Annotated in this window: 26 protein-coding genes; 14 read left to right on the forward strand and 12 right to left on the reverse strand. The window is 62.8% G+C overall.

The window, feature by feature from the left end:
- Positions 1-136: 136 nt before the first annotated feature.
- The gene (locus AAHK20_RS25185; RefSeq protein ID WP_449184224.1) at positions 137-913 is read right to left on the reverse strand and encodes an enoyl-CoA hydratase; all 777 of its coding nucleotides are present in this window, start codon (positions 911-913) and stop codon (positions 137-139) included.
- A gap of 135 nt (positions 914-1048) precedes the next feature.
- Between AAHK20_RS25185 and paaN the strand changes: the two genes are divergently transcribed.
- The 5 genes from paaN to paaK all read left to right on the forward strand — a co-directional run bounded on the left by paaN (position 1049) and on the right by paaK (position 6936).
- Positions 1049-2758, forward strand: a complete 1710-nt coding sequence (paaN, locus tag AAHK20_RS25190) for a phenylacetic acid degradation protein PaaN (protein ID WP_449184225.1) — start codon at positions 1049-1051, stop codon at positions 2756-2758.
- Positions 2759-2851: 93 nt separating this feature from the next.
- Positions 2852-4054: a 3-oxoadipyl-CoA thiolase gene (pcaF, locus tag AAHK20_RS25195; protein WP_449184226.1), complete on the forward strand. Its 1203-nt coding sequence runs from the start codon at positions 2852-2854 to the stop codon at positions 4052-4054.
- A 198-nt stretch (positions 4055-4252) separates the two neighbouring features.
- Positions 4253-5044, forward strand: coding sequence for a 2-(1,2-epoxy-1,2-dihydrophenyl)acetyl-CoA isomerase PaaG (gene paaG, locus AAHK20_RS25200; protein ID WP_449184227.1), 792 nt, complete (start codon positions 4253-4255; stop codon positions 5042-5044).
- Position 5045: 1 nt separating this feature from the next.
- Positions 5046-5504, forward strand: a complete 459-nt coding sequence (gene paaI, locus AAHK20_RS25205; protein ID WP_449184228.1) for a hydroxyphenylacetyl-CoA thioesterase PaaI — start codon at positions 5046-5048, stop codon at positions 5502-5504.
- A 127-nt stretch (positions 5505-5631) separates the two neighbouring features.
- On the forward strand, positions 5632-6936 hold the full coding sequence (paaK, locus tag AAHK20_RS25210; protein ID WP_449184229.1) for a phenylacetate--CoA ligase PaaK: 1305 nt from the start codon (positions 5632-5634) through the stop codon (positions 6934-6936).
- Between the two features lie 67 nt (positions 6937-7003).
- Here the strand turns inward: paaK and mltA are convergent, their stop codons facing one another.
- A complete protein-coding gene (gene mltA, locus AAHK20_RS25215; protein WP_498063348.1) occupies positions 7004-8191 on the reverse strand; it encodes a murein transglycosylase A in 1188 nt (395 codons plus the stop codon).
- On the opposite strand from mltA, the gene AAHK20_RS33505 reads away from it, so the two are divergent.
- Positions 8157-8297, forward strand: a complete 141-nt coding sequence (locus AAHK20_RS33505; RefSeq protein WP_498063349.1) for a hypothetical protein — start codon at positions 8157-8159, stop codon at positions 8295-8297. The two genes, mltA and AAHK20_RS33505, sit on opposite strands and share 35 nt — an antisense overlap.
- Positions 8298-8354: 57 nt before the next feature.
- Here AAHK20_RS33505 and apaG read toward each other — a convergent pair whose 3' ends face one another.
- Entirely contained in the window at positions 8355-8729 is a 375-nt protein-coding gene (apaG, locus tag AAHK20_RS25220; protein WP_207003454.1) for a Co2+/Mg2+ efflux facilitator ApaG/CorD, read from the reverse strand.
- 189 nt (positions 8730-8918) lie between these two features.
- On the opposite strand from apaG, the gene rpe reads away from it, so the two are divergent.
- The 7 genes from rpe to AAHK20_RS25255 all read left to right on the forward strand — a co-directional run bounded on the left by rpe (position 8919) and on the right by AAHK20_RS25255 (position 15346).
- Positions 8919-9611 carry a ribulose-phosphate 3-epimerase gene (gene rpe / locus AAHK20_RS25225; RefSeq protein WP_449184231.1) on the forward strand — a complete coding sequence of 231 codons (693 nt, stop codon included), beginning with the start codon at positions 8919-8921 and terminating at the stop codon, positions 9609-9611.
- Positions 9608-10351 (forward strand): phosphoglycolate phosphatase, encoded by a 744-nt coding sequence (locus AAHK20_RS25230; RefSeq protein WP_449184232.1) that lies wholly within the window; start codon positions 9608-9610, stop codon positions 10349-10351. The genes rpe and AAHK20_RS25230 overlap by 4 nt, the downstream gene beginning before the upstream one ends.
- 359 nt (positions 10352-10710) lie before the next feature.
- Positions 10711-12204 (forward strand): anthranilate synthase component I, encoded by a 1494-nt coding sequence (gene trpE, locus AAHK20_RS25235; protein ID WP_449184233.1) that lies wholly within the window; start codon positions 10711-10713, stop codon positions 12202-12204.
- 14 nt (positions 12205-12218) lie between these two features.
- Entirely contained in the window at positions 12219-12812 is a 594-nt protein-coding gene (locus tag AAHK20_RS25240) for an aminodeoxychorismate/anthranilate synthase component II (RefSeq protein WP_449184234.1), read from the forward strand.
- Positions 12813-12826: 14 nt separating this feature from the next.
- Positions 12827-13870, forward strand: a complete 1044-nt coding sequence (gene trpD / locus AAHK20_RS25245; protein WP_449184235.1) for an anthranilate phosphoribosyltransferase — start codon at positions 12827-12829, stop codon at positions 13868-13870.
- A 39-nt stretch (positions 13871-13909) separates the two neighbouring features.
- Positions 13910-14695 (forward strand): indole-3-glycerol phosphate synthase TrpC, encoded by a 786-nt coding sequence (gene trpC, locus AAHK20_RS25250; RefSeq protein ID WP_449184236.1) that lies wholly within the window; start codon positions 13910-13912, stop codon positions 14693-14695.
- A gap of 24 nt (positions 14696-14719) precedes the next feature.
- Positions 14720-15346, forward strand: coding sequence for a CYTH domain-containing protein (locus AAHK20_RS25255; protein WP_449184237.1), 627 nt, complete (start codon positions 14720-14722; stop codon positions 15344-15346).
- A gap of 10 nt (positions 15347-15356) precedes the next feature.
- On the opposite strand, the gene AAHK20_RS25260 is transcribed toward AAHK20_RS25255, so the two are convergent.
- Positions 15357-16934 carry a fimbria/pilus outer membrane usher protein gene (locus AAHK20_RS25260; protein WP_449184238.1) on the reverse strand — a complete coding sequence of 526 codons (1578 nt, stop codon included), beginning with the start codon at positions 16932-16934 and terminating at the stop codon, positions 15357-15359.
- Positions 16935-17039: 105 nt separating this feature from the next.
- On the opposite strand from AAHK20_RS25260, the gene AAHK20_RS25265 reads away from it, so the two are divergent.
- Positions 17040-17837, forward strand: a complete 798-nt coding sequence (locus AAHK20_RS25265) for a uracil-DNA glycosylase (RefSeq protein ID WP_449184239.1) — start codon at positions 17040-17042, stop codon at positions 17835-17837.
- 149 nt (positions 17838-17986) lie between these two features.
- Here the strand turns inward: AAHK20_RS25265 and AAHK20_RS25270 are convergent, their stop codons facing one another.
- The 8 genes from AAHK20_RS25270 to AAHK20_RS25305 form a co-directional block, all read right to left on the reverse strand.
- Positions 17987-18700 (reverse strand): DUF1120 domain-containing protein, encoded by a 714-nt coding sequence (locus tag AAHK20_RS25270; protein ID WP_449184240.1) that lies wholly within the window; start codon positions 18698-18700, stop codon positions 17987-17989.
- Positions 18701-18742: 42 nt separating this feature from the next.
- Positions 18743-19438: a DUF1120 domain-containing protein gene (locus AAHK20_RS25275; RefSeq protein ID WP_449184241.1), complete on the reverse strand. Its 696-nt coding sequence runs from the start codon at positions 19436-19438 to the stop codon at positions 18743-18745.
- A 61-nt stretch (positions 19439-19499) separates the two neighbouring features.
- Entirely contained in the window at positions 19500-20213 is a 714-nt protein-coding gene (locus AAHK20_RS25280; RefSeq protein WP_449184240.1) for a DUF1120 domain-containing protein, read from the reverse strand.
- 42 nt (positions 20214-20255) lie between these two features.
- Positions 20256-20942 carry a DUF1120 domain-containing protein gene (locus AAHK20_RS25285; RefSeq protein WP_449184242.1) on the reverse strand — a complete coding sequence of 229 codons (687 nt, stop codon included), beginning with the start codon at positions 20940-20942 and terminating at the stop codon, positions 20256-20258.
- Between the two features lie 225 nt (positions 20943-21167).
- On the reverse strand, positions 21168-21929 hold the full coding sequence (locus AAHK20_RS25290; RefSeq protein WP_449184243.1) for a fimbria/pilus chaperone family protein: 762 nt from the start codon (positions 21927-21929) through the stop codon (positions 21168-21170).
- 78 nt (positions 21930-22007) lie between these two features.
- The gene (locus AAHK20_RS25295; RefSeq protein WP_449184244.1) at positions 22008-22583 is read right to left on the reverse strand and encodes a DUF1120 domain-containing protein; all 576 of its coding nucleotides are present in this window, start codon (positions 22581-22583) and stop codon (positions 22008-22010) included.
- Positions 22584-22598: 15 nt separating this feature from the next.
- Entirely contained in the window at positions 22599-25211 is a 2613-nt protein-coding gene (locus AAHK20_RS25300) for a fimbria/pilus outer membrane usher protein (protein ID WP_449184245.1), read from the reverse strand.
- Positions 25212-25524: 313 nt separating this feature from the next.
- Positions 25525-26121 (reverse strand): FMN-dependent NADH-azoreductase, encoded by a 597-nt coding sequence (locus AAHK20_RS25305; RefSeq protein WP_449184246.1) that lies wholly within the window; start codon positions 26119-26121, stop codon positions 25525-25527.
- Positions 26122-26245: the final 124 nt, after the last annotated feature.

A 26245-nucleotide genomic window follows, 5' to 3' on the forward strand; every position in this document is an offset into this window, starting at 1 on the left:
AAAGCCTTGCCAGATCGGGCTGCGCACTACTCGCGCCCCACCTGCCTCGCTTCCCCCGCGCTTCACTCCGAAGCGCGAAAGACCGAGATTCTAGCCACCCTCATCCCACCTGGCAAGCGGTATTTTGAAGTCGCACCTACTTGTGCTTGAACACCGGTTTGCGCTTCTCGACAAACGCCGCCATTCCCTCCTTCTGATCCTCGGTTGCAAAGAGCGAGTGGAAGAGACGCCGCTCGAAATGAACCCCCTCGGCAAGCGTCGTTTCATATGCGCGGTTGACGGACTCCTTCACCATCATGACCGCCGGCAAAGGAAACTCCGCGATCGTCGCGGCAGCCGTCACCGCCTCGTCGATTACCGTCGCGGCCGGAACCACGCGCGACACCAATCCGGCACGCTCAGCCTCCGATGCATCCATGAAGCGCGCGGTCAGACACATGTCCATCGCCTTCGCCTTGGAAACCGCGCGCGGTAACCGCTGCGTACCACCGGCGCCAGGCATGACGCCAAGCTTGATCTCCGGTTGGCCGAATTTGGCCGTATCCGCAGCAATGATGATGTCGCACATCATCGCCAATTCGCAGCCGCCGCCGAGCGCGAAGCCGGCGACCGCAGCAATGATCGGCTTGCGGATCGAGCGCACCGTTTCCCAGTTGCGGGTGATGTAGTCGCCCTTATAGACATCCATATAGGAATAGGTCGCCATCATCCCGATGTCGGCGCCCGCAGCGAACGCCTTTTCGCTGCCCGTCAGAACGATTGCGCCGACGCCGTCGTCGGCGTCGAATGCCTTGAGGGCGGCACCCAACTCGTCCATCAATGCGTCGTTGAGAGCGTTGAGCGCCTTCGGGCGATTCAGCGTCACCAGTCCGACGCGCCCTCGGGTCTCGACCAAAATGTTCTCGTACGCCATGCATCCTCCTTATGGATCAAAGAAACGCGAAAACCCTTCCCGCGTGAGTTTGAATGATGCTACCATTCTTCGACCAACCGGTCGGTCAATTAATCGGCAGGTTTCCCCAATCGCTCAGCCATCCCCTTCTCCGCCATGACACACGCCCTATTCACGAAGCACGAAGCCACGCTGAACAACGCCCTCGCCGCCATCGAATCGCGCGGCTATTGGAGCCCGTTTGCAGAAATGCCGAGTCCCAAAGTGTACGGGGAAACCGGCAACGCCGATGGCGAGGCTGCATTCAAGGCCCACCTCGATCACACGTTTGAACTCGACCAGCCGGCCGACGGTGGGACCGTCGGTGCCGAGCAGTCGCCCTACGGCGTCGCGCTGGGGGTTCGCTACCCGAAGGCCGATGTCGAAACGCTCATCGCCGCGGCACAGACGGCGCAGCAAAGCTGGCGCGCTGCCGGCCCCAAGGCGTGGGTTGGCGTGAGCCTCGAGATTCTCGCCCGCTTGAACCGCGCCAGTTTTGAGATCGCCTATAGCGTGATGCATACGACCGGCCAGGCATTCATGATGGCCTTCCAGGCAGGCGGCCCGCACGCGCAAGACCGCGCGCTCGAAGCGGTCGCCTACGCGTGGGACGAATTGCGGCGCATTCCCTCGGAAGCTCACTGGGAAAAACCGCAAGGCAAAAACCCGCCGCTCGCAATGCAAAAGCGCTATACGATTGCCCCGCGCGGTCTCGGACTTGTGCTCGGCTGCTGCACGTTTCCGACTTGGAACGGCTACCCTGGCCTCTTTGCCGACTTGGCGACGGGCAACGCGGTCATCGTCAAACCCCATCCCGGCGCCATTCTGCCGCTCGCCATTACTGTCCGTATCGCGCGCGACGTGCTGCGCGAGGCCGGTTTCGACCCGAACGTCGTCACGCTACTTGCAACGGAACCTAACGACGGCGCCCTTGTGCAAGACCTCGCGCTGCGCCCGGACATCAAGCTGATCGACTTCACCGGCAGCACGCAAAACGGCACTTGGCTCGAACGCAATGCCCACCAGGCCCAGGTGTTCACTGAAAAGGCGGGGGTCAATCAAATCGTGATCGATTCGGCCGACGACATCAAAGCCGTCGCCCGGAACATCGCCTTCTCGCTCGCGCTTTACTCGGGCCAAATGTGCACCGCTCCGCAAAACATCTATGTGCCGCGCGACGGTATCCGCACTGCCGACGGGCACTTGAGCTTCGACGACGTCGCGCAAGCGCTCGCGGGCGCCGTGCAGAAGCTCGTTGCCGATCCCGCGCGCGCAGTCGAACTGCTCGGCGCGATCCAGAACGACGGCGTCGCGCGCCGAATCGATGAAGCGCGTTCGCTCGGCCGCGTCCTCGTGGAAAGCCAGTCGCTCGAGCACCCCGCGTTCCCTGGTGCACGCGTTCGCACGCCGCTCGTTCTGCAACTCGACGCAGCGAAAGACGCGAGCAATTTCACCGGCGAATGGTTCGGCCCAATCTCGTTCGTGATCGCGACCGATTCGACCGCTCACTCCCTCGATCTCGCGGGCTCCATCGCCGCCGAACACGGCGCGCTCACGTTCTCCGTCTACAGCACCGACGGCAAGACGATCGAAGCGGCACATGAGGTGTCGGTCCGCGGCGGCGTAGCGCTTTCGATCAATCTGACGGGCGGCGTCTTCGTCAATCAGTCGGCGGCGTTCTCCGATTTCCACGGCACCGGCGCCAATCCGGCCGCCAACGCGGCGCTGGCCGACGCGGCCTTTGTGGCAAATCGCTTCCGCGTCGTTCAAAGCCGGGTCCATGTTGCGCCGAAGTCCGTTCCCGCGGAAGCCGGCCAAACGGCATAGACCGTTCGGCTGAATCGAACGCCGCGGTCTTCGTCACTAATATGAGCTGAAGCGCCTGCCTCCGTGCAGGCGCGCCTTTCGCAGGGAATTCAGATGTCCGATGCCTTTATCTGCGACGCGATTCGCACCCCGTTCGGCCGCTACGGCGGCGTCCTCAAAGACGTTCGCGCCGATGATCTCGCCGCCGTGCCCATCAAGGCGCTGATCGATCGCAATCCCAATGTCGACTGGAGCGCGCTCGACGACGTCATCTACGGCTGCGCCAATCAAGCCGGCGAAGACAACCGCAACGTCGCACGCATGGCCGCACTGCTAGCGGGTCTCCCCACCACGGCGCCCGGCTCCACGCTGAACCGCCTGTGCGGCTCCGGCATGGACGCGGTCGGCACGGCAGCACGCGCGATTAAAGCAGGCGAAGCACGCTTGATGATTGCAGGAGGCGTCGAAAGCATGACGCGCGCGCCGTTCGTCATGGGTAAAGCCACGGGTGCTTTCTCGCGCCAGGCGGACATTCATGACACGACGATCGGCTGGCGCTTCATCAATGCACTGATGAAGCGCGACTATGGCGTCGACTCGATGCCGCAGACTGCAGAAAACGTCGCCGCCGATTTCTCGATCAGTCGGGCCGATCAGGACGCATTCGCGATGCGCAGCCAGCAGAAAGCGGCTCGCGCGCAGCGCGACGACACGCTTGCTCAGGAAATCGTCGAGATCGAAATCCCGCAAAAGAAAGGCGATCCGATTCGCGTCGCGCTCGATGAGCATCCGCGCGAAACGTCGCTTGAAGCGCTCGGCAAGCTGAAGGGCGTCGTCCGCCCCGACGGCACGGTCACGGCAGGCAACGCTTCGGGCGTCAACGACGGCGCGTGCGCGCTGCTGCTCGCCAACGCCGAAGCCGCCGAGCAGTACGGGTTGCGCCGCCGCGCGCGCGTCATCGGCATGGCGACGGCTGGCGTCGAGCCGCGCATCATGGGCATCGGGCCCGCACCTGCTACGCAAAAGCTGCTGAGCCAGCTCGGGATGTCAATCGACCAGTTCGATGTCATCGAGCTCAATGAGGCATTCGCGGCCCAAGGGCTCGCGGTGCTGCGTATGCTCGGCCTCTCCGACGACGATGCGCGCGTGAACCCCAATGGCGGCGCCATTGCGCTAGGGCATCCACTCGGCGCGTCCGGTGCACGGCTGATCACGACCGCGCTGTACCAGCTTGAGCGAACCGATGGGCGCTACGCGCTTTGCACGATGTGCATCGGTGTCGGTCAAGGCATCGCGCTGGCGATCGAGCGTGTTTGATCGAGCTGCCGGCGCTCGACCGCGCCGCGCGATTTAGAGTCAGAGAGCCTTGCATGGGATCAGAGTACGGCGCTAAAGCGCTAACTCTGATCGACCGCTGTGGGCTTGGAGTAAGTGCTGAAGCACTAACTCCAGCAGCCACAGCATGGGACCCGAGTAAGCGCTAAAGCGCTAACTCAGGTCGACAGGAGACATTCGATGCCCTATGAAGCGATCCGCGTCGACATCGACGCGTCAGCGCACGTTGCCACGATCACGCTGAACCGCCCCGACAAGCTCAACAGTTTCACTCGATCGATGCACCAGGAATTGAGTGCTGCGCTAGACGATGTCGAAAAAGCCAACGTTCGCGCGCTCGTGCTGACCGGCGCGGGGCGAGGCTTCTGTGCCGGCCAGGATCTCGCGAACCTTGATTTCACGCCTGGCGCGATGACGGACCCGGGCGACTTGGTCGAACAGTACTTCAATCCGCTGATCCGCCGCCTGCAAGCGTTGCCGCTGCCCGTCATCGCGGCCGTCAATGGCACGGCTGCCGGCGCGGGCGCCAATCTCGCGCTTGCCTGCGACCTGGTGCTTGCCGCTCGCTCGAGCAGCTTCATTCAAGCGTTCGTCAAGATCGGCCTGCTGCCGGACTCGGGGGGGACTGCTTTTCTGCCCCAGCGCGTCGGCATGGCACGTGCGCTTGGGCTCGCCATTACCGGCGACAAGCTAAGCGCCGAGCAAGCGCTCAACTGGGGCCTAATCTGGCAAGTCGTCGACGACGCCGAGTTGCCGAGCACCGCCGCACAGCTTGCAGCCCGGCTCGCGCAACAACCCACGCGCGCGATCGCCGCGATCAAGACCGCGATGCGCGCCAGCGTGACGCAATCGCTCGATCAGCAGCTCGATCTCGAGCGCGACTTGCAGCGCGAACTCGGCGCGTCGTTCGATTACGCCGAGGGCGTGCGCGCTTTCATCGAAAAACGCGCCCCGCGCTTTGAAGGACGTTGAGATGACCTCCCAACCGTCCCACGAAAGCCTCTCGCCCGACGAACTCGCACGCGCCACAGCAAAAGCCATGTTCGACGCCGATGCCTGCAGTCGCGCGCTCGGCTTCGAGCTGCTCGAAGTGCGACCGGGCTACGCGCGGATGCGCATGACGGTGCGTCCGGACTTCCTCAACGGCCACAACATCTGCCACGGCGGACTCATGTTCACGCTCGCGGATTCCACTTTCGCGTTCGCGTGCAACTCGTACAACATCAATACCGTAGCTTCGGGTTGTTCGATCGAATTCCTGCGGCCGGTCCACGGCGGCGACGTGTTGACGGCCGAGGCCGTCGAGCAAGTGTTGAGCGGGCGCAACGGCATCTACGACATTCGCCTGACAAACCGCGCCGGCGAAACCGTCGCGATGTTTCGCGGCAAGTCAGCGCACATCAAGGGTCATGTGATCCCGGTCGATAGCTAACGCGGGTTCGCGTCCTCAACGCACTTTTACGGCACCGTTCATCGGCCGGAATGCAAGCTTTTGCGAAACGCTTCGCATGCGTCGTGCTTCGCGCCCCAATCAGTAAACATCATGTAGGAGACACCCGATGACTACCCCGCTCTCGCTCGAGCCAATCGAAAAGGCCAGCCGCGACGAACTCGCAGCGCTGCAACTCGATCGGCTGAAATGGTCGCTCAAGCACGCGTACGAAAATTCACCGGTGTATCGGCGCAAGTTCGACGACGCCGGCGTTCATCCGGACGATCTGAAGTCGCTAGCCGATCTTGCGCGCTTCCCGTTCACGACCAAGAGCGACCTGCGCGACAACTATCCGTTCGGCATGTTCGCCGTGCCGCAGGAACAGATCTCGCGCATTCACGCGTCGTCGGGTACGACAGGCAAGCCGACTGTCGTCGCGTACACGGCGCGCGATATCGATACTTGGGCCAATCTCGTCGCTCGCTCGATTCGCGCCGCAGGCGCACGGCGCGGCGACAAAGTCCACGTGAGCTACGGCTACGGCCTCTTCACGGGCGGTCTTGGCGCGCACTATGGCGCGGAACGCGCGGGCCTGACGGTCATTCCGTTCGGCGGCGGCCAAACGGAAAAGCAGGTTCAGCTGATCCAGGACTTCAAGCCCGACATCATCATGGTGACGCCGAGTTACATGCTGTCGATCGCCGACGAGCTCGAGCGGCAAGGCGTCGATCCCGCGCATTGCTCGCTGCGCATCGGTATTTTCGGCGCCGAGCCCTGGACCAACGACATGCGCACCGCGATCGAAAAGCGCATGGGCATCGACGCAGTCGACATCTATGGGTTGTCCGAGGTGATGGGCCCTGGCGTGGCGTCGGAATGCGTGGAAACGAAGGACGGCCCGACGATCTGGGAAGACCACTTCTATCCGGAAGTCATCGATCCGGAAACCGGTGAGGTGCTGCCTGATGGGGAGCTCGGCGAGCTCGTCTTCACGTCGCTCACGAAGGAAGCGCTCCCCATCGTCCGCTATCGCACTCGCGACCTCACGCGCCTACTCCCCGGCACCGCGCGCACGATGCGTCGTATGGAAAAGATCACGGGCCGCTCCGACGACATGATGATCATCCGCGGTGTGAACGTCTTCCCGACTCAAATCGAAGAGCTCCTGCTGAAACAGCACGCACTGGCGCCGCATTATCAGATCGTGCTGACGAAGGAGGGACCACTCGACGTGATGACTCTCAACGTCGAGCCCTGCCCCGAAACTGCGCCGGATGTCACGGCGCTGAACACCGCCAAGCAAGCGCTCGCTTACGACATCAAGGCGCTGATCGGGGTCACTGCCATCGTCAACGTCTTGCCGGTGAATGGGATCGAGCGGTCGGTGGGCAAGGCTAGGCGTGTCGTCGACAAGCGCAAGCTGGGTGTTTAAGCCACGAGGGCGTTGAGACGATGAATGCGGCGCGCGGAGGAACCGCCGCGCGCCGCAAGCAAACCCATCAGGAATTCGGCAGCAGCAACCACATTCTCCCGGTCTGCTTCATCTTGCCGGCCAGATCGCCTGCATCGTCACCGAGCCCCCAAAAGTAGTCGGCCCGCACACCGCCCTTGATCGCACTGCCGGTGTCCTGGGCGAACACGAGGCGGTTCATCGGCGAGTTCGTCATCGGCCGCGTCGTCTGCAGGAAAACCGGCGTGCCCAGCGGGATCGACGACGGGTCGACCGCAATCGAGCGCTCCGGCGTCAGCGGCACGCCAAGCGCGCCGATCGGACCGTCGGCACCGCCGCTCGGCGCCGATTCCGTCGACGGCATCTCCCTGAAAAAGACAAAACGCGGGTTCGTATCGAGCAAGGCATCGACGCGCGTCGGATTGGTACGCGCCCACATTTTGATCCCCTGCATCGTCGCCTGCGCCGGCGTCAGCTCGCCACGATCGAGCAACCAGCGCCCGATCGACTTATATGGCTGGTTGTTGGTCCCGCCGAAACCGACCCGCATCACACTGCCGTCTTCCATCACGACGCGTCCCGACCCTTGCACTTGTAGAAAGAACGCTTCGATCGGATCGTCGACCCACACCAATTCGTTGCCTTCCAGCACGCCTGAACGCTCGAGTTGCGAACGCGCCGGCAGCGCGGCGCCGGCCCGGTATCCGGTCGGCCAGTGATACAGCGCATATTGGTAAGGACCGTGGCGCGTACGCGCACCTCGCAACAGCGGCTCGTAGTAGCCGGTCACGAGACCATCCAGCGTGCCGTCGCTGTTGGCGAATTGATACGGCGTGAAGTACGTTTCAAAGAAGGTGCGCGCGCTGGCGAAGTCGAGATCGTCCAATTGCGCGGCCGCTGCGCACGCGCGCCGCCAATTCGGTTGCTGCGCAAGACGCAGGCAGTTCTGGCGCAGCGCTGCTGTCGCGCCGATCAGCGTGTCGTCGTCCCAGCCCGAAACCTGTTGCCAAGCGACCGCAGTCAGGCGCGACGCTGCAATTTGGCCAGGGATGATCGCAGCACCTGTCGGCGGCGATACGCTCGGCCGCACCACGGAGCCGCCGCCGCACGCGGCGACGAGCACCGCAACGGAAACCGCAGCGGCCCAGCCCGCTGCACGAAGGCTCAAGCGCTTACAATGTTCGTTCTTGATGGAAACCGCCATGTCTGATTTGCTCAACGAATACCCGATGCTCATCTTCGCGCTGGAAGCATTTCTGGCGTTGGCCCTGTTGATCTTCATCGTCGTGTGGACGGCGTCGGGCAGAAAGAAGAATCCGGGCAACAAGCGTCCGCTTCGATAAGCGCGCGGCCAGGCGGACGCGTCGCGCACGCCGAATGTGGCTCGCGCCCGCGCTGATTCAATGCAGCGTGCGCGGCATTTGCAACGCGAACTCCGGAACCGGCGCTTCGAAACGCTCGCCGTCTTCGGCCACGCAGAAATACTCTCCGCGCATCGTGCCGACGGGCGTCGCAATCACCGCCCAGCTCGTGTATTCGAATTGCTCGCCCGGCTTCAAGAGCGGCTGGTGCCCGACCACGCCGAGCCCCTTCACCTCCTGAACCTGACTCTCGCTGTCCGTGATGATCCAGTGCCGCGCGATCAATTGCGCGGTCACCTGACCGGTATTGCGGATCGTCAACGTGTACGCGAACGCGTATTGACGGCGCTCCGGGTCCGACTGCTCGGGCAAGTAACGCGTCTGCGCCGACACGCTGAATTGATACTGGCTCATCGTGATTCCGTTCTGATAGAAACCTGCTGGACCCGCGCGGCAACGGCCTCGCGCCTGCCGGCCTGGAACCGCTCTGGTTTCGCATTCTGATGGATGCGCTCCCCGCCCGCAACCGAACACGCCCGCTTTAGCCCGCGCGAAACGGTAAAATGGCGGTTTTTCGGCCCACTTCGCCAACCATTTAGCGCCATGACGCAATTCCGTATCGCACCCAGCATCCTTTCGGCCGACTTCGCGCGGCTTGGCGAGGAAGTCCGCAACGTCGTCGCCGCCGGCGCCGATTGGATCCACTTCGACGTGATGGACAACCATTACGTGCCGAACCTGACGATCGGCCCGCTCGTCTGCGAGGCGATCCGCCCGCACGTGCAGGTGCCGATCGACGTGCATCTGATGGTACGTCCGGTCGACCGCATCGTGCCGGACTTCGCGAAGGCCGGCGCGAATCTGATCAGCTTCCATCCGGAAGGCTCCGATCACATCGACCGCACGCTGTCGCTGATCCGCGATCACGGCTGCAAGGCCGGCCTCGTGTTCAATCCGGCGACGTCGCTCAACTACCTCGATCATGTGATGGACCGCGTCGACCTCGTGTTGATCATGTCGGTGAATCCGGGTTTCGGTGGCCAATCGTTCATTCCCGAGGCGCTGAACAAGCTGCGTGAGGCACGTGCGCGTATCGACGCGTACCGCGAGCGCACCGGCCGCGACATCCACCTCGAAGTCGACGGCGGCGTGAAGGCCGACAACATCGCGGAAATCGCAGCCGCAGGCGCGGATACGTTCGTCGCCGGCTCGGCGATTTTCGGCAAGCCGGACTATCGCGCGGTGATCGACGACATGCGCCGCGCGCTCGCCACCGTAAAAGCGGACCAAGCATGACAAAGACGGCCCCGGCATTCGACGCCCCGCGCTTCACGGGGCCGTGCATCAAGGCGGCGATCATCGATCTCGACGGCACGATGATCGATACCGCAGACGATTTCACCGCCGGCCTGAATGGCATGCTCGCGCAACTCGATGCGACGGAAACGTCGCGTGAGGAAGTGATCGGGTATGTGGGCAAGGGCTCGGAGCATCTGATCCGCAGCGTGCTTGCGCCGCGTCTTTCGGCCGATGAAGCTCAAGGTCGCTTTGAAGAGGCACTTGCGCTATATCAAGCGGAGTACGCGAAGATCAACGGGCTCGCCACGCGTCTGTATCCCGATGTCGAAGCGGGCTTGCGAGCGATGCGCGACGCGGGCCTCACGCTTGCCTGCGTGACCAACAAGCCGCGCCGCTTCGCTGTCGAACTGCTCGAGCAGTACGCGCTGATCGGCTACTTTGCCGTGGTTTATGGCGGCGACAGCCTGCCGCGCAAGAAGCCCGATCCGCTGCCGATGCTCACCGCGTGCGAGACGCTGGGTGTCGCACCGCAAGAGGCGGTGGCCATCGGCGATTCGGAAAACGACGCGCTCGCCGGCCGCGCGGCGGGCATGGCGACCCTCACCGTCCCCTATGGCTACAACCATGGGCAAGCTATACAAACGATAAAATCGGATGGTATAGTTGCCTCGCTGTTCGATGCCGCAAACGCCATCTCGGCTTACAATGCGGCTCGCAACGCAGCACCTCAACCCTGACCTAACCGTCGTCCATCTTCATGTTTCTGAATAAAAAACGGAGTCTGAGCAGCATCGACCGGGGAGCTTGGCCCTGGCGTCGCTGGTCGCGCTAACCTCTCTTGAGGTACGCTGGAGTTCGTCTTCAGCGCCCGTTTTTTACTTCGCTGCGCGCTCGCGCTCCTTTCGCCGCATTGCTTGAACCAAGGCCCGCATCCTAAGCAGATGCTGCATTCACGGCCGGTTTTCGGTTCGCCATGCGCGCTTGTGCGAGACACCCTGCGCCGGTTGGCATCCTCTTGCCGTACACGCCCGACCGGCCGCGCAGCGCCAATGCTTTGCCTGGCGCCAGCCGCCTTGCCTACGAACAGGATCGGAACATGACCGAACTCGAATTCCAATCCCTCGCGAACGAGGGCTATAACCGCATCCCGATGATCGCCGAGGCGCTCGCCGATCTCGAAACCCCGCTTTCGCTGTACTTGAAACTGGCACAGGCCGAACGCGGCGGCGCCAATTCGTTCCTGCTCGAATCGGTGGTGGGCGGCGAGCGTTTCGGGCGCTACTCATTCATCGGCTTGCCGGCGCGCACATTGGTGCGAGCGAAGGCGGGGGTCTCGGAAGTGGTCAAGGATGGCAAGGTCGTCGAGACGCACGAAGGCGATCCGCTCGAATTCATCGCGCAATTCCAGGCTCGCTTCAAGGTCGCGCAGCGCCCTGGCCTGCCGCGTTTTTGCGGCGGTCTCGCCGGTTACTTCGGCTATGACGCGGTGCGCTACATCGAAAAGAAGCTCGCGCACAGCACGCCGCCCGACGATCTCGGTCTGCCCGACATTCAGTTGCTGCTGACCGAGGAAGTCGCCGTCATCGACAACCTCGCGGGCAAGCTCTACCTGATCGTCTATGCAGACCCGTCCACGCCCGAGGCGTACACGCGGGCGAAGCAGCGTCTGCGCGACCTGCGCCAGCGTCTGCGCACGACCGTGCAGCCGCCCGTCACATCGGCGAGCGTGCGCACCGAGATCTACCGCGAGTTCGCGAAGGACGATTACCTCACCGCGGTTCGCCAAGCCAAGGAATACATCGCAGCCGGCGAGCTGATGCAAGTCCAAGTCGGCCAGCGCCTGATCAAACCGTATCGCGACAATCCCCTCTCCCTGTACCGCGCGCTGCGTTCGCTGAACCCGTCGCCGTATATGTATTACTACAACTTCGGCGAATTCCAGGTGGTCGGCGCGTCGCCGGAGATTCTGGTGCGCCAGGAAAAACGCGGCGAAGACCGGATCGTCACGATCCGTCCGCTCGCAGGCACGCGTCCGCGCGGCAATACGCCGGAGCGCGATGCCGAGCTCGCCACCGAACTCCTGAACGACCCGAAGGAAATCGCCGAGCACGTGATGCTGATCGACCTCGCGCGCAACGACGTCGGCCGCATCGCGCAGATCGGCTCAGTGGCCGTCACGGACAAGATGGTCATCGAAAAGTACTCGCACGTGCAGCACATCGTGAGCTCGGTCGAAGGCAAGCTGAAGCCGGGCACGACCAACTTCGACGTGCTGCGGGCGACGTTCCCGGCCGGCACGCTCTCGGGCGCGCCGAAGGTGCGCGCGATGGAACTGATCGACGAGCTGGAGCCGGTCAAGCGCGGGCTCTATGGCGGCGCAGTCGGCTACTTGTCGTTTACGGGCGAGATGGATCTGGCGATCGCGATCCGCACCGGCCTCATCCACAACGGCAATTTGTATGTGCAAGCGGCGGCGGGGATCGTCGCGGATTCGGTGCCCGAATCCGAATGGCAAGAGACCGAGAACAAGGCTCGCGCCGTGCTGCGCGCCGCCGAGCAAGTGCAAGACGGCCTCGATAGCGACTTCTGACCGGAGACAAGACCATGCTGCTGATGATCGACAACTACGATTCCTTCACCTATAACCTGGTCCAGTACTTCGGCGAACTCGGCGAAGACGTGCGGACCCATCGCAACGACGAAATCACGATCGAGGAGATCGAGAAGCTCGACCCCGAGCGCATCTGCCTGTCGCCCGGACCGAGCAACCCGCAGCATGCGGGCATCACGCTCGACGTTCTGAAGCACTTCGCCGGCAAGAAGCCGATTCTTGGCGTGTGCCTGGGCCATCAGGCGATCGGCGAAGCGTTCGGCGGGCGCGTCGTGCGCGCGAAAACAATCATGCACGGCAAGGTGAGCCAGATCGAAACCGACTGCAAAGGCGTATTCGCCGACCTGCCGAAGCATTTCAACATCACGCGCTACCACTCGCTTGCGATCGAGCGCGAATCGCTGCCGGACTGCCTCGAGATCTCCGCCTGGACCGACGACGGCGAGATCATGGGCGTGCGCCACAAGGAATTCGCGATCGAAGGCGTGCAATTCCATCCGGAATCGATTCTGTCCGAGCACGGCCATGCGCTGCTCGAAAACTTCGTGAAAAGCGCGAAAGCCACCGGCGCGCGCCGCAGCGCATGAAGAGGGACGAGATCATGACCATCAGCCCGCAGGAAGCGTTGCAGCGTACGATCGAACACCGCGAGATCTTCCACGACGAAATGCTGCATTTGATGCGGCTCATCATGCGCGGGGATCTATCGCCAGTGATGGCGGCGGCGATCATCACCGGCTTGCGCGTGAAGAAGGAGACCATCGGCGAAATCGCCGCAGCCGCGACGGTGATGCGCGAATTCGCGAATCACGTCGAGGTGGCCGACAACTCGAATTTCGTCGACATCGTCGGCACGGGCGGCGATGGCTCGCATACGTTCAACATCTCGACGGCGACGATGTTCGTCACGGCCGCCGCCGGCGCGAAAGTCGCGAAGCACGGCAATCGCGGCGTGTCGAGCAAGTCGGGCAGCGCCGATGTGCTCGAAGCGCTCGGCGTCAATATCGATTTGCAGCCGGATCAAGTGGCCGCATCGATCGCCGAGACCGGCATGGGCTTCATGTTCGCGCCGAACCATCACCCCGCGATGAAGAACATCGCCGCAGTGCGCCGCGAACTCGGCGTGCGGACGATCTTCAATATTCTTGGGCCGCTGACGAATCCCGCCAGCGCGCCGAATCAACTGATGGGCGTGTTCCACCCGGATCTCGTCGGTATCCAGGTCCGCGTGATGCAGCGGCTCGGCGCCAAGCACGTGCTCGTCGTATACGGCAAGGACGGCATGGACGAAGTCTCGCTCGGCGCGGCCACGCTCGTCGGCGAGCTACGCGACGGCGAGGTGCACGAGTACGAGATCCATCCCGAGGATTTCGGCTTGCAGATGGTGTCGAACCGCTCGCTGAAGGTGGAAAACGCAGCCGAATCGAAAACGATGCTGCTCGAAGCGCTCGACAACACGCCGGGCGTCGCGCGCGAGATCGTCACGCTGAATGCAGGCACCGCGCTTTATGCGGCGAATGTGTCGGCATCGATCGCGGACGGCATTCAGCTTGCGCGCGAGGCGATCGCGAGCGGCAAGGCGCGCGCGAAGGTCGACGAACTCGTGCGCTTCACGCAGCAATTCAAGCCGACGCCCGCAAACTAAGCCGAGCCGACAGCCACTACGGAAACGGAATCAAGAACTATGAGCGACATTCTGGAACGCATCATTGCGGTCAAGCGCGAGGAAGTCCGTGTCGCGCAGCAAAGCGCGCCGCTCGAAGAGTTGCGCCTCGAAGCCTCTGCGCGCGACAAGCGCGATTTCGTCGGCGCACTGCGCGCCAAACATGCGGCCGGCAAGGCTGCTGTCATCGCCGAAGTCAAGAAAGCGAGCCCATCGAAAGGCGTGCTGCGCGAGCACTTCGTCCCCGCCGACATCGCGCGCTCGTACGCGAAGCACGGCGCGGCATGCTTGTCGGTGCTGACCGATGTGCAGTTCTTCCAAGGCAGCGCCGCGTATCTGGAAGAAGCCCGCGCCGCGTGCGACCTGCCGGTGATTCGCAAGGACTTCATCGTCGATCCGTATCAGATCGTCGAAGCCCGCGCGATGGGCGCCGACGCGATCCTCTTGATCGCCGCCGCGCTGGAAACCTCCGAGATGCAGGATTTCGAAGCGCTCGCGCATTCGCTGGGTCTCGCGGTGCTCGTCGAGGTGCACGACAGCCGCGAGCTCAAGGAAGCGCTCACGCTCACGACGCCGCTCATCGGCATCAACAATCGCAATCTGCGCACGTTCGAGACCTCGCTCCAAACGACGATCGGCATGCTCGATTCGATCCCCGAAGACCGCATCGTCGTGACCGAATCGGGCATCCTGTCGCGAGCCGATGTCGAGCGGATGCGTGAGCTGTCCGTGCATACCTTCCTCGTCGGCGAGGCGTTCATGCGCGCCAAGGAGCCCGGCGCGGAACTAGCACGGATGTTCTTCTGATTCTTCATGGAATGAGGCACTGCCATGAGCATCGAACGCGAAATCAAGCTCGCCTTGCCGGCCGAGCAAATCGAGGCAGCTACGCAGTTCTTCGTCGCGCGCACGGGCAAGACCGGCATCAAGGTGGCGCTTAGCAACGACTACTTCGATACGCCGACGCTCACGCTCGCGAAATCACGAGGCGCATTGCGTCTGCGCAAGACGCCGCATGGCTGGCTGCAAACCTACAAGACCGTGGGCAGCGCCGAAGGCGGGCTGCATCGGCGGCACGAGTGGGAGATTCCGGTTGCCGGCGAAAGTCTCGAAATCGACGCGCTCGTGGCGGCATGCGACGACGCGACCTCCGCCGACGCCCTGCGCGCCGCCGCGCCAGAACTGATCGAGCTATTCAGCACGAATTTCACGCGCACGCTCTGGCATGTCGTGCGCGGCGATACGGAAGTCGAAGCCGCGATCGATCAAGGCGAGATCACGGCTGAAGTCGGCGGGCAGACCCGCCGCGCGCCGATCAGTGAAATCGAACTCGAATTGAAGCGTGGCGACGAAGCGGCGCTTCATGCGCTCCATGCCGAGCTAACGGCGGCGGTGCCGGGCGTCACCCCCGACGACGTCAGCAAGGCTCAGCGCGGCTACCGCTTGCGCGAGCGTTGAGCGCTACCGGTTAGCTTCGAGCGTACGCTGCGGTGAAGCTGATTTCGGCGTAGCGGCGCAGCGTAGGTTCGCCGGCATGCACGGCGTCGCGATCTTGCGAAGAGCCTGCCCAGGCATGCACCTCATAAGGCAGCGGCTCACCGTTCAGGCTGACATGCCCCATGCCGATCAGTGCCAAATCACCGCTACTCAACACGCGGTCAGAAATCTTGGTGAGCGGAACCGGTTCAGCGGCGGCGTAAGTAGCCGGTGCAGCCGCACTGGAATCGTCACGTGCGTGCGCGTCGCCTGGGCCAACGGGCAGCATGTTCGCCCGCGCGAACTCGCGGCCCCACGCATCCGGCAAACGACGCTCTCCAGCGGCTTCTCCAACCGAATCGTTCGAGCTATAGGCGTAGGGCTCGGGCGCCCGCGTCTCGGGGCTCCACGCCACGACGGCCCTGGCCTTGGACTTCGAAATCGCGCCCAGATTATTCGCGACGTTCAAAGGAAGCGGGTTTGCGGCCGACTGGAACACCCGAGATCCGGCCGCTTTCTCACCGCGCGCCAAGTGGGCCCTGCCGAACGTGCCAACAACCATCGCGTAAGCGGTCACGGTATCGACCGGATACGACAGTGCTTTCAGGGCTGCAACGCTGACCGGCTGCACGCGAATATCGAGTTCCGACTTGGAAGGCAAGTCGACCGGTGCGCCATCCGCGCGATCGACGCCCACCGACGCAACGAGCGGCGCTTGTCCGGCATCGCCGGAGCTAACGCCAGGGTAGTCCTCAGTGCGTTCCGCTACGAGGTCCGGAGAGGCGGAAGGTGACGCCGGGAGCGGCGCAATCTCAATGTCGGTGGAGGCAATCGGAAACGTCTGCACGGCGCCATCGTCGACGGCATTCTGGCTGGACCGTACGTGCTCGGCGACGACATCCCGCGGGGCGTACGAAGGCGTCGTGGCCGGCTCGGTGTATGAGGCCATCGTGGCCGGTGCTGTATGCGAAGCCAAGGGAACGGGTGCCGCGTGGGAGGCCGGCTCGGGCGTCACCGCGTCGAAGAGCGACGCCGCCGCGACGACGTCCGTGTGCCGGTTGCCATCGCAGTCCACCGTCGTCACTTCCACCGCCGACGTGCGATCGCCCAGCTCGAGATCCCTCAACGTGAACGGACCTTCCGGAACCACCGTCGAGCGGATCAAACGGCCGGACTGGCGGATTTCAACGCGTTCCGGACCTTGTGCAGCGCCCGAGTACGTCGCGCGTCCCATTTCTCGCTGGAGGCCACCTACCAAAGGCGCGCGGAGTTGTTCGTGATAGATGCGGCCCGGCCCAAACGACGAATCGAGAGCGGCCAGTTTTTCCGCGCCCAAAGACGGTTCGGATTTAGTTTGAGCCGATGCCGACATGGCATGCACGCCGAGAGCGATGGCCGTCAGCGCCAAGTGATAGGAGCGGGAGCGACGCAACGGCATCGGAGCGAGTTGGCAATGCGATTTAAGGACGGCGGTCATTTGCGTTCCAAAGGAGGAGTCCAGGCAGGCATATTTTGTCGATTCCCCCTTCCTCGAACGATAAGACGATTCCGAAATCCTCTTACCCGACACGCATAGTTATGCGAATTTGCTTAAGCCAAAGCCGACCCTAATATCGCAAACACCTTGGCAAGCCAGCCTTGAAGCCAGCGGCGTTTGCTGCGACACTTCTGCGCCATGACCTCCGCCTCCCGCCCCTCTTCTGGCGAGCGCCAACGCTCGCTGTTCGACGCGCCGCCCGTCGCCGCGTCCTCCGACGCCTCTCTCGAAACCCAATTTGATGCGTTGCCGCCTGCATGGCGCGCGCACCTGCGGCCGTTTCTCGACAGCGACGCTTATGCGCCGCTGTGCCGTTTCGTCGATGGCGAGCGGGCGGCGGGCAAGACCATCTACCCTGCCGACGTATTTCGCGCACTGCGGCTCACGAGCCCCGACGACGTCAAAGTCGTCATCCTGGGGCAAGACCCCTACCACGGCGAAGACCGCGGGCATCCGCAGGCGCACGGGCTAGCATTCTCGGTGCCGCCGGCCGTGCGGCCGCCGCCGTCGCTGCGCAATATCTTCAAGGAAATCGGGGCGAATTTCGGTTTCGAGACTCCGCAACATGGTTGCCTCGATGCATGGGCCAGGCAAGGTGTGCTGCTGCTGAACACGGTGCTGACCGTCGAGCGCGATTCGGCTGCGAGCCACGCGAAGCGCGGCTGGGAAAAATGCACCGATACGCTGATTCACGAACTCGCGATGCGTCACGACGGGCTCGTGTTCATGCTGTGGGGCGCACATGCGCAGGCCAAGCGCGTGCTGCTCGAAGGCAAATCGCATTGCGTGCTCGAAGCGCCGCATCCATCGCCGTTATCGGCCCATCGCGGGTTTCTTGGGTGCCGGCACTTTACGTTGGCAAACGAATACCTGGAAGCACACGGACGCAGACCAATCGACTGGCGCTTGCCGGAGGACGCGGAATTGCTGGCGTAGCGGCAAAGCCCACGGGTCGAATTCGCAATCAAAAAAAGCCTCGCACCGTAAAGGTGCGAGGCTTTTTCTTTAGAAACCGCCCTGTTCAAGCGACGTTTTCATTCGGCTGCAAGACACGCGCAGCGCCCGGCCGCTGCGCGCTTCCGCGCTTAGTTGTACGCGACCGTGAACGTCGCCGAGCCGGCCATCACCACGTTCTCCGTCACCGGCATGTTGGTCGAGTTGTTCAACGCCGCCTTCACCGTCAGCGGGAACGCAAACGTCTTCGCCACCACCGGCTTCGAGCCCGCCGCCGATGCGCCCGTCGAGTAGTACGTCGTGCCACCAGGCGTCGTCAGCACCGGCGTCGTCGAGATCGTCCACGTGCTCTTGTCCGTCGACGACAACACCGCCGCCTGAGTCGTGCTCGTGCCGGCCAGGTTCGTCGTCGTGCCCGGGCCCATCGCGATCGTGTACGCGCCGATGTTCACCACGTTGTCACCGCTGCCCGTCGTGCCCAGACCGTACAGTTGCGCCGCGGTCGCGCTCAGCGCCGTCAGCATCGACGCATCCTTCACCGCGCTCGCCGCTTTGTTGTCGGCCACGCTCACGTACGCGTTGATCAAGCTGCCGCATGTCACGGACAGGCTCTTGCTCTGCGTTCCCAGCACCGTGTTGCCCGTCTTCGACATCACCGAAGACGAAATCTCGGAGTAGTCGACGTCGCCGCCACCAACGATGGCGACGGTGCAGGCGCCCGCGGCAAGCTTGCCGGTGACCTTCAGCGTCGCCGTGGTGGTATCGGCGAATGCCGGAGCGGTAGCCAGGGCCATCATGGCGAGCAGGGGCAACGCCGCGGCTTTGGCGATCATGTTTTGTTTCATGGAGTCCTCAGAAAACTAGTCGATAAGGGGAGCTGCGCTCGATCACCAATAGGTGATGGTGAACGTCGCCTGGCCATCCAGGTCGACGTCACCGGTCAACGGCAGTAGGCTGCCCTTGTTGATGGCTGCGGTTAACGTAAGCGGGAAGACGAAAACCTTGCCCGTGGCGGCCACGTTGCCGGTCGTGACCGGGCTATAGATGGTCAACCCGTCCGATGCAATCGATGACGCCGCATTGCCATAGGTCTTGCCGCTCTCTGCCACCCCCGCGTAGTTGACGGTATAGGTCGCGCTGTCAACCGTCGCCTTCCCGTCGAACTTCAACGAATAGGAGCCAAGACTGACGCTTTGACCGTTGATCGTCGTTGTACCTAAGCCATATACGTGAGGTGCCCCCATCACACCCACTGCCGACATAATGGCCGCACCTAGACTCGACGCGCTCTTGTTGTCAAGGGCCCTGATGTCGATTCTTATCGGCGCCGAGCAGGAGACGGTGAGCTTGACCGGCTTCGCATTCAATGTCGTGTAGTCGGTGTCTTTCAGGCTCGAGGCCTGGATTGTGCCGAGATCCACCGTACCGCCGCCATCGAAGGCCGGCGTGCAAGCCGCCGGGATAACCGTGCCCTTGACCGTAAGATCAGCGGTATCGGCTGCAAATGCGGAGGCTCCTGCCATGAGCAGCGCCCCGCCAAGAGTTGTGCCGGCCAGAGCTTTAACCAGCTTCGTTTGTTTCATATTCTTCCCACCAAATGTGATTCGAGCATATTGCTCAAAAGAGCAAGGGTTGCGCTCGCGCTTAGTTGTAGGCGACCGTGAACGTCGCCGAGCCGGCCATCACCACGTTCTCCGTCACCGGCATGTTGGTCGAGTTGTTCAACGCCGCCTTCACCGTCAGCGGGAACGCAAACGTCTTCGCCACCACCGGCTTCGAGCCCGCCGCCGATGCGCCCGTCGAGTAGTACGTCGTGCCACCAGGCGTCGTCAGCACCGGCGTCGTCGAGATCGTCCACGTGCTCTTGTCCGTCGACGACAACACCGCCGCCTGAGTCGTGCTCGTGCCGGCCAGGTTCGTCGTCGTGCCCGGGCCCATCGCGATCGTGTACGCGCCGATGTTCACCACGTTGTCACCGCTGCCCGTCGTGCCCAGACCGTACAGTTGCGCCGCGGTCGCGCTCAGCGCCGTCAGCATCGACGCATCCTTCACCGCGCTCGCCGCTTTGTTGTCGGCCACGCTCACGTACGCGTTGATCAAGCTGCCGCATGTCACGGACAGGCTCTTGCTCTGCGTTCCCAGCACCGTGTTGCCCGTCTTCGACATCACCGAAGACGAAATCTCGGAGTAGTCGACGTCGCCGCCACCAACGATGGCGACGGTGCAGGCGCCCGCGGCAAGCTTGCCGGTGACCTTCAGCGTCGCCGTGGTGGTATCGGCGAATGCCGGAGCGGTAGCCAGGGCCATCATGGCGAGCAGGGGCAACGCCGCGGCTTTGGCGATCATGTTTTGTTTCATGGAGTCCTCAGAAAACTAGTCGATAAGGGGAGCTGAGCTCAATCACCAATAGCCGATGGTGAACGTCGCCTGGCCATCCAGATCGACTTCCCCGTTCAACGGCAGCAAGCTGCCCTTGTTGATGACCGCGGCTATCGTGAGCGGGTAGACGAAAACCTTGCCCGGAGTGGTCCCGTTGTTAGTGGCTGCGGTATATACCTGGGTCCCATTTCCGATAATTGCTGTTGCCGCAGTGGAATAGCCTTGGCCGCTATCCGCCACTGCGTAGTTGAAGCTAGCAGCGGTACCGTCAACCGTCGGCTTCCCGTTCACCTTGATTGCATAGGAACCAAGGCTGACGCTTTGACCGTTGATCGTCGTCGCGCCCAGCCCATAGACGTAAGTCGCCGCACCCACGCCCAATGCCGTTGTGACGGCCGAACCAAGGCTGGACGCAGTCTTGTTATCTACCACGCCAAAGTCCATTCTCATCGGCGCCGAGCAGGTGACGGTGAGAATGACCGGCTTCGCAGTCAATGTCGTGTAGTCGGCGTCTTTCAGGCTCGAGGCCTGGATCGTGCCGAAATCCACCTTACCGTCGCCGTCGAAAGTCGGGTTGCAAGACGCCGGGATAACCGTGCCCTTGACCGTGAAATCAGCGGTGGCGGCAAATGCGGAGGCTCCCGCCACCAGCATCGTCCCGCCAAAAGTCATGCCGACGAGAGCTTTAACCAGCTTCGTTTGTTTCATATTCTTCCCAGAAAATGTGATTCGATCATGTTGTCCAAAGAAACAAGGGTTGCCCGATTCAGCTGCAACCCTTGATGCTCGCGCAGCGATTTACGCTTCGGCTCGACTGCCAATTTGCGAGCCGATTGGGCGAAATAATTTTATTTATTTAAACCATCACAATATTAGGAATACTCCTAAATTCTGATTTGTTTTCAAGAATATTCCGATAAAAATGCCAACCGCTTACTTCTCTGCCACGTCGGACGTGCTTGCCTGCGGCTGGGTGCCGATAGGCATCGTGTACGGATCCGAGGCGTAGCCATATGCCGTGAACGGCGAAATCACGACGCTCGTCAGCGCGTCGAGAGAAGCCGTTACCTGTCCGTCTTTCTTCGCAATCTCGGCCTGTACGCGTTCGCCCGGTATCAGATAAGCCTTGCCCACTCCGGCCAGCACGTTGCCCGGCTGTAACAACACTTGCTGGTCCATGCGCACGACATAGGGGCTGTCGTTGAAGGCCATCAGCTTGTCGCCGTCGCGGTACCACTTCAGGTGCTTCCACGGCGCTTTGTCCACGGCAAGCGACTTCGGGTGAATCACGACCGGCAAACTTTGGCGAATCGTCAGCGTGACCTTGGCTTTGTCGTCGGGCTTCTTTTCCGGAATGCCGTCGAAGGTGACGCGCGCGTAACGCTCCACTTTCAGCGGCTCGGTGTTCGTGAGCATGAAGCGCACCAACTGCGTCTTGTCGGGCTCGACACGCGCGACCGGCGGCGTGAGCACCAGCGGCGGGTTCTTGTCCTCCGGCACGGCCTGAATGGTCGAATAGAGCAGCGTGGGCGCGGGATCGGTGTTCTTGACGTTCATCGCGGCTTCGCCGTTCGCCTCGTCGATCAGGATCGCGGTCGATTCGGGCAGCATGCCCGCGGCATGCGTCAGTTGAGCCGACACGCTCAGGAAAACTACGGCCGCGGCTGCGGCCACCTTTTTGGACATCGTTTTCATGTTGAATCTCAGGCTATGAAGTGAAGGAAGAAAATTTCGGCATCCTTGCCGAATGAAAAAAGGAAAGGACGTCAGGAATCACCGGACGATCAGTTGCAGTTGCCCGGTCGCATCGAGGTTGACTTGCTGGTTGAGATGCATCGTGTCCACCGGGATGACGGGCGCAATTTCAAGCGTGAAATCCAGGTGCCGGCCGCTCAGCAATTGCTGACCGCTCACCGGCGCGAAGAGGTCGGACGGCAGCAACGTGAGGTCGCCGGACGGAGCGCCCTGCGGCGGCGCGCCGGCCGCCTGCAAATGCGCCATTTGCACCGTCTCGCCGTCCAGTCGCGCGCTCATCACACGCACCGTGTAGCTCGCGTTGTTGCCGAACTGCAATTGGTCGGCGGATTTCGCCCGCCCCTGGAAGACAACGTTCATTTGCGCCGCCTCGGGACAGATCGCCGAGAAAGTCCGCTGCATCGGAGCCGGCTTGAATGACTTCTCGCGGTTGCCGGGTGGCGGATGTATGGCGCCAAAGTCGATGACGGAATCGAAGGCCGTCAACACACATTCAGGCGCCGCAATGGCTTTTGACGTCGCCAGGCCGGCAAGCGCCGGCAGTGCAAGCGACAACGCACAACGAATGAACAGCGCACGGTTCATGCTCGGCATATTTGCCTCCATCGATCAGAAATTGCAGACCGCCGCCGCGGAATCGAAAGGCCGGTCGAGACTCGGTTTGGTCGGCAGCTCGTAACTCAGCTTGCAGAGCCTGTCGTCGGCCAGCTTGACTTGCAGGTTCTTCGCGGCGTCGCTATTGAGAAACACGACGCCGTCGCCTACTGACGTCGTGAGGTATTGATCCTTGTCATCGAGCACCGGCAGCGCAGCAGGCAGCGGTGCGCCGTCTGGCGTCGTCACGCGCAGCAGTACGCGACGCGTTTTCACCACGCCGAATTTCACGAAGTTGACCGAGCCCCGGCCGGCATCGACGAAATCGATGCCGTTGCTCAAGTCGGCATTGCGCGGCAGGCTCTTCGTGAGCACTTCGATGCGCGAGCGCTGGTAGGCGGGCAGCACCGGCAGCACCGCGCGTCCGCGCGGGTCCGTCCAGACGACGCCTTGCGGCGTGCTGATGCGCACGCCTGACAGATCGCCTGCGGAGACCACGCCGAACGTGTCGCCGATCTGATAGGGCGAGAATGTCACGCCTTCCCGCGTCGCCACGACGCCGCCCTGCAACTGCCCCGTGTAGGAACTGCTGCCCCGGCCGAACTGCGAATAGGACGCCGAAGCCTGCGTGTAGCGCGGCCGCACGTTCACGGTGCCGCCCCAGTCCGGGCCGTTGGCGCTCGGATTGGTCTCGGCGCGTGCGCTGTAATTCCAGTAGTCGTTGACGGTCTGCGACACGTTGGTGCCAAAGCGGGTCTGTCCGCCGCTATTGGTGCTGTAGCCCCGCACGCTCGCTCGTCCGAGCGGGATGCTCAGCATTGCGTAGAACTGGAGGCCGTTGTTCAGGCTCGACACGCCGTTCGAATTGCTCTCTTGATTGAAGCTCTTTTGCAAATTGAGCGAGGCCGAGACGCGGCCGAACGTGCGGTTCCAGCCGAGCGTCGCATATTGCGAAACCGGAGCGTCGTAGTTCGACGCGTACGAATACGACAGCGCGAGACCACCGAGCAGCGGGTGGCTCCAGTTGGCGGAAGCCGTGTACTGGCCACGGATCCGCACGTACGGAGCCCCCAACGTTGACGGGGTAAGCGTATCGGCGAGCGAACGATAGCCCTGGGTCTGCTGGGTCGCGCTGAGGCTGCCCGACAGATTGCCGATCAGTTGTGCATTCACGCTCGCGCTGACGTTGAAACCGCGGGCGCGATCGAGCTGCGAATTCGACGCCAGGCTCTGAACGTTCGCGAACGTGTTCCTGGAAAGCGCGGCGTCCAGACTGCCAGCCAGCGCTTGATAGTCCTGCGCGACGAGCGCGCCCGCAGCGACCCGATAGCGCGTGCCGACGTTCCAGCCTTTGGAGGCCGTCGCGACTAGCGGCGAGCGCTGGCCGTCGACGTCGCTGAGATTGCGCACCTTGCCGAGCGCAGCCGACAAACCCAACGGCGCCCGCTGCCCCGCGGTCAGCGACGCCGCCGGCACGGTATACGTGCTCTTCGCGCCGCCATTCGTTTCCGTGAGGGTGATGTGCACGTCGGCCGACGCGCTCGTCAACGGCAGGTTCGACAGCGTGAACGGGCCGGCCGGCACAATCGTCGAGTAGATGAGCGCGCCCAGCTGGCGGACCTCGACCCGCGACGGACTATTGGCGATGCCTTGAAAGGACGGGCCGGGGGCCGGCGGGATCAGCGCCGAGTCGGGAAAATACTGCACGCCAGTGAGCGAGGGCACCGGGAACAGGCTGCCGCTGACGTTGATCTGTCCGGCTTGCAGCATGCCGCCCGTGCGCACAAACGTCTTTTGCGCGTAGGTGTACAGGTTGCTGACGTCCGAGACGCTGCCTTGCTGCGTGAAGACGTTCCGGCTGCGCACGATCCAATCGCCGGCGTTCAGGCCGACTTCGCCGTCCGCAGTCGTGTAGCGGTTGCTCGACCCGCCGCCCGAGGTCGACATCGACATCACGTTGTAGTTGAAGACGCCGCCCACGCCACCCGACTCGAACTTCCCGACGGGCTGGGCATCGCTCTTCAGCGCCTCGGTTGGAACAATCAGGCGTACGGCATTCGCGCCCGGGTCCAGGTCGACCGTGGCCTGCGCAAAGGCGTCGCGATAGTCGTAGCAGGCGGCCTTGGCGGCCGGCTTCGGCTCCTTGCCTTCTTTGCCGCCTTGCTCCTTGTCGTGCTTCAGCGCGTCGGGAACGACCAGGCCCGCGTGCTCGAGCAGCGCGCGGTCGAAGCACAGGTTGCCTTGATCGTCGAACGTCGCGGCGGCGTTTCCGCGCCGTTCGCCGTTCACGTACAGCGACACGCGCTGCGGACCCGGCATGAAGCGCGGCGCCTGGCTGAAGTACGCCGCCAGCGCCGGGTCGAGGCCGCGGGCGCGCATCAAGTCGGCGTCGAACGCAGAGGCAGGGGTGCTCTTGGGCTGCCGATTGGCCGGCTCGGCAGGTGCAATTTGGGATTGCTGACCAAGCGATACAACCGCGACAGCCTCCGGAGCAATCTGACTCGCGGACGCGGACACATGGCAAAACGTTGCAAAGGCCGCCAGAGCGAACGGAGAGAGCGCGGTTGGCCGCATCTGCGCCCGGTTGTCATACGTCGAACCGCTGCGAGGGGTAATGCGAAGGTTCATGACGCACACATCCCGGTAAATTCACAGGATTAATTGTTGCGGCGCACCCCTTCGGACTCCATGAGACTATTCCTAAATTCTTAATGAGATTGCTTAGGAATTAAGACAACGAGGCACAAGAGACGTCTCGTCTTACCGGCACTCACGACGCTAAGAATGGCGCGTGGGGAGCGAACAACGCTGTCGGCGCGTAAACGGCTTCGCCCCCTGCGAAGAGGGGGCGAAGTATCTCGAAACGTCGAGAGACGGAATTGCAACGTCGCTACGGCATTCTGCTGCGACGCCTTGCGCTACCCGGCGCGAACCTGCCGGATTACACCGCCGCGATCGCCTCACGCGCACCAGCGAGGGCGGCGTTGGCTGCGTCCGGGCCCATGTTCAGGCCTTCGGCGTAGATGAAGCTGACGTCCGTCATGCCGAGGAAGCCGAGGAACGTCTTCAGGTACGGCGTCTGGGTGTCGTTCGGCGTGCCTTGGTACTTGCCGCCGCGTGCCGATACCACGAACACCTTCTTGCCCTTCACCAAGCCTTCCGGGCCGTTCTCGGTGTAGCGGAACGTGACGCCGGCACGCGCGATCCAGTCGAAGTACGCCTTCAGTTGCGACGAGATGCCGAAGTTATAGAGCGGCGCGCCGATCACGACGATGTCGGCGGCTTGCAATTCGGCGATCAGCGCTTCGCTGCGTGCGGCAATTGCTGCTTGCTCGGCAGTATGGTTATCGGCCGGCGTGAAGAACGCGCCGAGGACGGACTCGTCGAGGTGCGGCAGCGCGTCGGCGAGCAGGTTGCGCACGACGACTTTCGCACCCGGATTCGATTGTTGCAGCTTTGCCGTCAATTCGTTGGCGAGCAGCGTCGATTGGGCGCCTTGCGTGCGGGCGGCGGAGTTCAGTTGAAGGATGGTGGTCATGGTCGGCTCCAGAGGGGTTGCGCATCGTTGCGCGAGTGAAGCCATTGTATTTTTCTGCGCGTCGCGAAAAAGTAGTCTGGCGGCGACGGATTGTTGCAACGGTGGGACAATCCACCGATTACGG

This window comes from Trinickia camelliae (assembly GCF_053525655.1).

Coding starts and splice junctions, on each gene's coding strand:
- AAHK20_RS25185 (WP_449184224.1), bottom strand. CDS start 913: ATGGCGTACGAGAACATTTTGGTCGAGACCCGAGGGCGCGTCGGACTG.
- paaN (WP_449184225.1), top strand. CDS start 1,049: ATGACACACGCCCTATTCACGAAGCACGAAGCCACGCTGAACAACGCC.
- pcaF (WP_449184226.1), top strand. CDS start 2,852: ATGTCCGATGCCTTTATCTGCGACGCGATTCGCACCCCGTTCGGCCGC.
- paaG (WP_449184227.1), top strand. CDS start 4,253: ATGCCCTATGAAGCGATCCGCGTCGACATCGACGCGTCAGCGCACGTT.
- paaI (WP_449184228.1), top strand. CDS start 5,046: ATGACCTCCCAACCGTCCCACGAAAGCCTCTCGCCCGACGAACTCGCA.
- paaK (WP_449184229.1), top strand. CDS start 5,632: ATGACTACCCCGCTCTCGCTCGAGCCAATCGAAAAGGCCAGCCGCGAC.
- AAHK20_RS33505 (WP_498063349.1), top strand. CDS start 8,157: ATGTCTGATTTGCTCAACGAATACCCGATGCTCATCTTCGCGCTGGAA.
- mltA (WP_498063348.1), bottom strand. CDS start 8,191: ATGAGCATCGGGTATTCGTTGAGCAAATCAGACATGGCGGTTTCCATC.
- apaG (WP_207003454.1), bottom strand. CDS start 8,729: ATGAGCCAGTATCAATTCAGCGTGTCGGCGCAGACGCGTTACTTGCCC.
- rpe (WP_449184231.1), top strand. CDS start 8,919: ATGACGCAATTCCGTATCGCACCCAGCATCCTTTCGGCCGACTTCGCG.
- AAHK20_RS25230 (WP_449184232.1), top strand. CDS start 9,608: ATGACAAAGACGGCCCCGGCATTCGACGCCCCGCGCTTCACGGGGCCG.
- trpE (WP_449184233.1), top strand. CDS start 10,711: ATGACCGAACTCGAATTCCAATCCCTCGCGAACGAGGGCTATAACCGC.
- AAHK20_RS25240 (WP_449184234.1), top strand. CDS start 12,219: ATGCTGCTGATGATCGACAACTACGATTCCTTCACCTATAACCTGGTC.
- trpD (WP_449184235.1), top strand. CDS start 12,827: ATGACCATCAGCCCGCAGGAAGCGTTGCAGCGTACGATCGAACACCGC.
- trpC (WP_449184236.1), top strand. CDS start 13,910: ATGAGCGACATTCTGGAACGCATCATTGCGGTCAAGCGCGAGGAAGTC.
- AAHK20_RS25255 (WP_449184237.1), top strand. CDS start 14,720: ATGAGCATCGAACGCGAAATCAAGCTCGCCTTGCCGGCCGAGCAAATC.
- AAHK20_RS25265 (WP_449184239.1), top strand. CDS start 17,040: ATGACCTCCGCCTCCCGCCCCTCTTCTGGCGAGCGCCAACGCTCGCTG.
- AAHK20_RS25270 (WP_449184240.1), bottom strand. CDS start 18,700: ATGAAACAAAACATGATCGCCAAAGCCGCGGCGTTGCCCCTGCTCGCC.
- AAHK20_RS25275 (WP_449184241.1), bottom strand. CDS start 19,438: ATGAAACAAACGAAGCTGGTTAAAGCTCTGGCCGGCACAACTCTTGGC.
- AAHK20_RS25280 (WP_449184240.1), bottom strand. CDS start 20,213: ATGAAACAAAACATGATCGCCAAAGCCGCGGCGTTGCCCCTGCTCGCC.
- AAHK20_RS25285 (WP_449184242.1), bottom strand. CDS start 20,942: ATGAAACAAACGAAGCTGGTTAAAGCTCTCGTCGGCATGACTTTTGGC.
- AAHK20_RS25290 (WP_449184243.1), bottom strand. CDS start 21,929: ATGAAAACGATGTCCAAAAAGGTGGCCGCAGCCGCGGCCGTAGTTTTC.
- AAHK20_RS25295 (WP_449184244.1), bottom strand. CDS start 22,583: ATGCCGAGCATGAACCGTGCGCTGTTCATTCGTTGTGCGTTGTCGCTT.
- AAHK20_RS25300 (WP_449184245.1), bottom strand. CDS start 25,211: ATGAACCTTCGCATTACCCCTCGCAGCGGTTCGACGTATGACAACCGG.
- AAHK20_RS25305 (WP_449184246.1), bottom strand. CDS start 26,121: ATGACCACCATCCTTCAACTGAACTCCGCCGCCCGCACGCAAGGCGCC.